The organism is Clostridium frigoris (assembly GCF_018861865.1).
Classification (GTDB): Bacteria; Bacillota; Clostridia; order Clostridiales; family Clostridiaceae; genus Clostridium_AD; species Clostridium_AD frigoris.
This window is the reverse complement of record NZ_JAHLDV010000032.1, coordinates 37,384-43,580: the sequence shown is the minus strand read 5'-3', so window position 1 is coordinate 43,580 and position 6,197 is coordinate 37,384. Positions and strand designations below refer to the sequence as shown.

The following is a 6,197-nucleotide window of genomic DNA, read 5'->3' as shown; positions in this document are numbered from 1 at the left end:
TTCTACAGACTTGTCAAGTGTTTTATGCAAAAAAAATGGGGGAATCAATAAAAATTAATGATACTAAAAATGAGTAATCACAGGAACTAGGGAGTTTCCGTGAAATCTCTACTAATACGAGGGGGGATTTTTATGAACTGGAAGGAAATTTATAAACGTAAGCTTGTTAAACCAGAAGAGGCTGTAACATATATAAAATCTGGAGATAGAGTTGTTGTTGGTCATGCAGCTGGAGAACCAACTGTATTAATTGATGCGATGGTTGCAAATAGAGAAAATTATAGAAATGTAGAAATAGTTAACTTGGTAGTATTAGGAACAGGGGAATATGCGAAACCTGGAATGGAAGAATATTTTCATGAAAATTCAATGTTTGCAAGTGCGTCAACTAGAGAAGCTATTGAATCAGGAAGAGCTGATTTTACCCCTTGTTTCTTTCATGAGGTTCCTAAGTTATTTAGAAAAGGGTATTTGACTGTTGATGTAGCTTTAGTTCAGGTTAGTTCTCCAGATGAACATGGGTATTGTAGTTTTGGAGTATCAAATGATTATACAAAACCTGCTGCTCAGTATGCAAAGGTTGTAATTGCAGAAGTAAACGATAAGATGCCAAGAACTATGGGAGATTCATTTATTCATATATCAGATATAGATTATTTAATTGAAACATCTCATAAAATAATTGAACTTCAACCGCCGAGTATTGGGAAAGTTGAAAAAAAGATTGGGGAAAATTGTGCATCTTTAATTGAAGATGGTTCTACACTACAACTTGGTATTGGTGCAATACCTGAGGCGGTACTTTTATTTTTAAAGGATAAAAAAGATTTGGGAATACATTCAGAAATGATATCAGATGGAGTAGTTGAACTAGTAGAAGCGGGTGTTATAACTAATAAGATGAAAACGCTTCACCCGGGAATAAGTGTTGTGTCTTTCCTTATGGGAACTAAAAGACTTTATGATTTCGTTGATAATAATCCTTCTGTTGAAATGTATCCTGTAAATTATGTGAATAATCCTATTACTATTATGAAAAATTATAAAATGGTTTCTATAAATTCTTGTGTACAAGTGGATATAATGGGACAAGTATGCTCAGAGTGTATAGGTTTAAAACAAATCAGTGGTGTCGGAGGTCAAGTTGATTTTGTTCGTGGTGTAAATATGAGTGAAGATGGTATATCAATAATTGCAATACCATCAACAGCTTCAAAAGGAAAGATTTCAAAAATAGTCTCATTATTAGATGTTGGTGCAGTAGTTACAACTTCAAGGACTGATGTGGATTATATTGTTACAGAGTATGGAATCGCGCAGCTTAAAGGTAAATCTTTAAGAAATAGAGCTAGAGCTTTAATAAATATCGCACATCCAGATTTTATAGAAGAACTAAAGGTAGAATTTACAAATAGATTCAAGAGTGCGTTTTAGTTAAGAGTATAATAAGGTAATGGCTTGATTAAGTAGTATTTAAATAATAATAAAATTTTAAGATATAATTCTAAAACCCGTAAAATTCATTAAAAAAAATGGATATTGCGGGTTTTTAAAGCCATGCCGCAAGGAGGGGGAAGCTACTTTGGGGTATTTAAAGGTATATGCGCATAAGTATGGAATAGGATTTTGCATAGCAGTATTTTTTGTAATACTCGAGGCGTTCTGTGATTTGATGCAACCAATGATTATGTCCAAAATCGTTGATACAGGAGTTGCAAATAAAGATCTGAATTATGTAATTAAAATGGGAGTTATTATGCTCATAATTGCTGGAGTTGGAGCGATATTTGCAAGTATTCGTAATGTTATGGCAAGTAATGTATCACAAAAACTTGGAACAGAACTTAGATATGATTTATTTAAAAAAATCCAAGGATTATCTTTTGAAACGTTGATAGGTTTGAAGGGGCTACTCTCGTTACAAGGCTTACAAATGATGTAACGCAGGTTCAAAATTTTATTAATGGACTTATGAGGGTATTTGTTAAAGCCCCAATTGTGGGCATAGGAAGCATTATAATGGCAACAAGACTAAACTTAAAGTTATCTATGATTTTATTTGCTATTGTACAAATTGCAGCTATTCTTATATATTTTAATATGAAAATTGGACTCCCATATTTTATTAAAGTGCAGAAATCACTTGATAGCGTTAATGGAGTTATGAGGGAGTATTTATCGGGAGTAAGAGTAGTTAAAGCTTTTAATAGATTTGAATATGAAACTGAAAGGTTTAAGGATAAAAATGATTTGCTTGCGTTATCTTCTACTAAAGCTATGAAAATAACATCGGTTTTCACTCCTATCATTGGACTTATAGTAAACGTTGGTATTATATTAGTGATTTGGATAGGTGGCATATATGTAAACAAAGGAAGTATGCATGTAGGACAAATAATAGCATTTACAAATTATATGACACAAATATTATTCTCACTTATGATGGTAACTAATGTTTTTACAATGTTTGTCCGCGCTAGAGCATCCGCGCAACGTATTAGTGAAGTATTTTTAGAAAAAAATAGTATGACTAATGGAATTGAAAATGTAGATAATTCTAAGTACAGAGGAAGAGTTGATTTTAAAAACGTATATTTTTCATATAATAAAGACAAGGAGCCTATATTAAAGGATATATCATTTAGTTGCCATCCGGGGGAAACTGTTGGGATAATAGGATCGACTGGTTCAGGTAAAAGTACCCTTGTGAATTTAATACCTAGGTTCTATGATGTAATAAGTGGAGAAATAAAAGTTGATGGTGTAAATATCAAAGAGCTAGATATAAAGTCATTAAGAGATAAGATTGCAATAGTGCCACAAAAGGCTCTTCTGTTTTCTGGAAGCATATTAGATAACATGAAATGGGGAAGTGAGAAGGCAAGCCTTGATGAAATTAAGGAAGCTCTAAAAGTGGCCCAGGCTAGTAACTTTATTGATAAACTTCCAGAAGGGTACAATGAAAGGATTGGACAAGGTGGCGTTAATTTTTCAGGAGGACAAAAGCAACGGATATCTATAGCAAGAGCACTTGTAAAAGGAGCTGAAATCTTAATGCTCGACGATGCAACTAGTGCGGTTGATACAGACACAGAAGTGAAGATAAGGAAAGGCTTAAAAAAATATGCTAAAGATTTAACTTGTATTATAATAGCACACCGAATAACTTCTGTAATGCGGGCTGATAAAATAATAGTAATAGACAATGGAGAAATAAAAGGAATTGGATGCCATGCGGAACTTTTAAAGAGCTGTGAAATATATAATGATATCTTCCTTTCTCAAATTGGAAAGGAGATGATGTAGATGCAGGGTAATAAATATAAGGATGATAATAAAACTGTTACTATGCCATTTAATGGTGGCAGAGGTGGAAGAAGAAATAGGTCACCTGTAGAAAAACCGAAGAATTTTAAAAAAACATTAAGAAGGCTGTGGAGTTATTTTGCAGCTGAAAGAAAAACATTAATAACAATATTTGTATTTATAATAATAGATTCGGCTATTGTACTTATAGGGCCATATCTTATAGGGAAAGCCGTAAATGCGATGTCATCTAATAATGGAAAAGTAGACTTTAATCTACTCAGTATAATAGTAATTGTTTTACTAATATCTTATTTGGCAGATGCAGCTATAAGCTTATTTCAGGGATTTGCCATGGCAAGTTCTAGTCAAAGAATAGTTAAAACTATTAGAAATAACTTATTTTTAAAACTCCAAAAGCTACCAATGGCTTTCTTTGATTCAAATAGCCATGGAGATATTATGAGTAGATTGTCAAATGATATTGATAATGTTAGTTCTACTATTTCTCAATCTGCAATTGTACTAATGTCAGGGATTATAACTATAGTAGGATCTTTTATTATGATGATAATTTTAAGTCCTATATTAACTATTACAAGTTTAATTACAGTACCTTTAGTATTTCTGTTAACTCGCTTCATTACTAAAAAGACAGGAAAGCTTTTTAAATCTCAACAAATGGAGCTTGGAAAACTAAATGGACAGATTGAAGAAACTATATCTGGAGTTTATATAGTAAAAGCTTTTAACCATGAAGATAAAACAGTGAAAGAATTTGATGAAATAAATCAAAGATTGTGCACGGTTGGATTAAAAGCTCAAATATATTCTGGATTCCTAATGCCAATTATGAATGTTATAAACAATATAGGATTTGCGGCAGTAGCTGGAGTAGGCGGAGTTCTAGCAGTAAGAAACATAATTACAGTAGGTATAATTGCCAGCTTTTTAAGCTATTCAAGGCAATTTGTACGTCCACTTAATAACTTAGCAAATATATTTAATACACTTCAATCCGCTGTTGCTGGAGCTGAAAGAGTATTTGAAATACTAGATGCAGGAGAAGAAACGCAAGATGTATTAGATTCAAAAGAGCTTAATAAGCCCAAGGGACATGTTAAATTTAGTAATGTGTATTTCGGGTATAGAAAAGATATAAGTATTCTTAAAGACATTAGTTTTGAAGCTCGAACTGGCGAGAGTATTGCACTTGTTGGACCAACAGGGGCGGGTAAGACTACAATTGTAAATTTGCTTACAAGATTTTATGATGTAACGAGTGGAGAAATATATATTGATGGTGTTGACATAAGGGAATATACAAGAGATAGCCTTAGAAGATGTTTTGGTATAGTGCTTCAGGATACTTATCTTTTTACAGGGACCATCAAAGAAAATATAAAATATGGAAATTTACAGGCAACAGATGTAGAAGTGCAAAATGCAGCTAAAATGGCAAATGCACATGAATTTATAAGGAGACTTCCAAGGGGGTATGAGACATTACTTTCAGAGAGTGGAAGTAATCTTAGCCAAGGACAAAGACAACTTTTAGCTATTGCAAGGGCAATCTTAACCAATCCATCTATATTAATATTAGATGAAGCCACTAGTAGTGTTGATACTAGAACTGAACTTAGAATACAAGAAGCTATGCTCAAACTAATGAAGGGTAAAACAAGTTTTATAATAGCACATAGGCTAAGTACTATAAGGGATGCAAACAAAATAATGGTTATAGATGATGGACAAATTATAGAGATGGGAAATCACGCGGAGCTTATAAGTAAAAAAGGAAAATACTATAATATGTATTTTAATCAATATAATAATAGTGATGAGTAGAGTAAGTTAATGGTAGTCACTAAATAAGTGAATTTATTTTGATGATAGGTCGGTATATGACTGCTTTTTCGTGGTATCATTATTAATGATAGATTTATTGGATAGGATTTATAGATAATCTTATCCTTTAGTTAAGATATTAATAAAGGAGATTATATAATGATTTTAAGTAGAGAAGATAAATGTTGGTGTAAAAGTGGACTAAAATATAAGGATTGTCATTTGGAGTTTGATAAAAAACTTCAGACTTATAAGAAACGATGTTGCACCGTTCCTAAGAAGAAGCTTATTAAAAATAAAGAACAAATTGAAGGAATTAGAAAGAGTGCTGTAATTAATAATGGTATTTTAGATTTAGTAAGTGAGAAAATTAAAGCAGGGATGACGACAGAAGATATTAATACACTTGCTCATGAATATACGATATCTAAAGGTGGAATTCCAGCTACTCTTAATTATGAGGGATTTCCTAAAAGTCTTTGTACATCAATAAATGATGAAGTATGTCATGGAATACCAAGTAAAGATGTAATACTTAAAAATGGCGATATTATAAATATTGATGTAACGACTATACTTAATGGGTATTATTCAGATGCATCAAGAATGTTTATGATTGGCGAAGTAAGTGATGAAGCAAAAAAGATAGTAGAAATTACAAAGGAATGTTTAAAAAAAGGAATAGAAGCAGTGAAACCTTGGGGCTTTTTAGGTGACATAGGAGCAGCGGTGCAAGAATATGCACAGAGTAATGGATATTCAGTAGTTAGGGATTTTGGAGGACATGGAGTTGGACTACAGATTCATGAAGACCCATTTGTTTCTCATTGTGGAATTAAAGGAACAGGTATGATTTTAGCACCAGGGATGGTATTTACAATTGAACCAATGATAAATGGTGGTAGTAATAAAATAGTCATTGATGAAGGTAATGGATGGACAGTATCTACAGCTGATGGGGCTCTTTCAGCACAATGGGAGAATACAATTCTTGTGATAGAGGATGGTATAGAGATAATATCAAAATAAATGGATAAGATTTA

Annotated in this window: 5 protein-coding genes; all 5 read left to right on the top strand. The window is 32.4% G+C overall.

Going from position 1 to position 6,197, the window contains the following annotated elements; genetic code table 11:
* The first annotated feature begins 132 nt into the window (after positions 1-132).
* The 5 genes from KPL37_RS13070 to KPL37_RS13055 all read left to right on the top strand — a co-directional run bounded on the left by KPL37_RS13070 (position 133) and on the right by KPL37_RS13055 (position 6,183).
* Entirely contained in the window at positions 133-1,434 is a 1,302-nt protein-coding gene (locus tag KPL37_RS13070; protein WP_216150056.1) for an acetyl-CoA hydrolase/transferase family protein, read from the top strand.
* Positions 1,435-1,582: 148 nt separating this feature from the next.
* Positions 1,583-1,942, top strand: a complete 360-nt coding sequence (locus KPL37_RS20275) for an ABC transporter transmembrane domain-containing protein (protein WP_343216267.1) — start codon at positions 1,583-1,585, stop codon at positions 1,940-1,942.
* A gap of 17 nt (positions 1,943-1,959) precedes the next feature.
* Entirely contained in the window at positions 1,960-3,306 is a 1,347-nt protein-coding gene (locus KPL37_RS13065; RefSeq protein WP_343216268.1) for an ABC transporter ATP-binding protein, read from the top strand.
* A complete protein-coding gene (locus tag KPL37_RS13060) occupies positions 3,307-5,154 on the top strand; it encodes an ABC transporter ATP-binding protein (protein WP_216150055.1) in 1,848 nt (615 codons plus the stop codon).
* A gap of 159 nt (positions 5,155-5,313) precedes the next feature.
* Entirely contained in the window at positions 5,314-6,183 is an 870-nt protein-coding gene (locus KPL37_RS13055) for a methionyl aminopeptidase (protein WP_216150053.1), read from the top strand.
* Positions 6,184-6,197 lie beyond the last annotated feature (14 nt).

What these genes read in the sequence shown, in the direction of transcription:
- KPL37_RS13060 (WP_216150055.1), top strand. Translation starts at nt 3,307, where the DNA reads ATGCAGGGTAATAAATATAAGGATGATAATAAAACTGTTACTATGCCA.
- KPL37_RS13055 (WP_216150053.1), top strand. Translation starts at nt 5,314, where the DNA reads ATGATTTTAAGTAGAGAAGATAAATGTTGGTGTAAAAGTGGACTAAAA.
- KPL37_RS13070 (WP_216150056.1), top strand. Translation starts at nt 133, where the DNA reads ATGAACTGGAAGGAAATTTATAAACGTAAGCTTGTTAAACCAGAAGAG.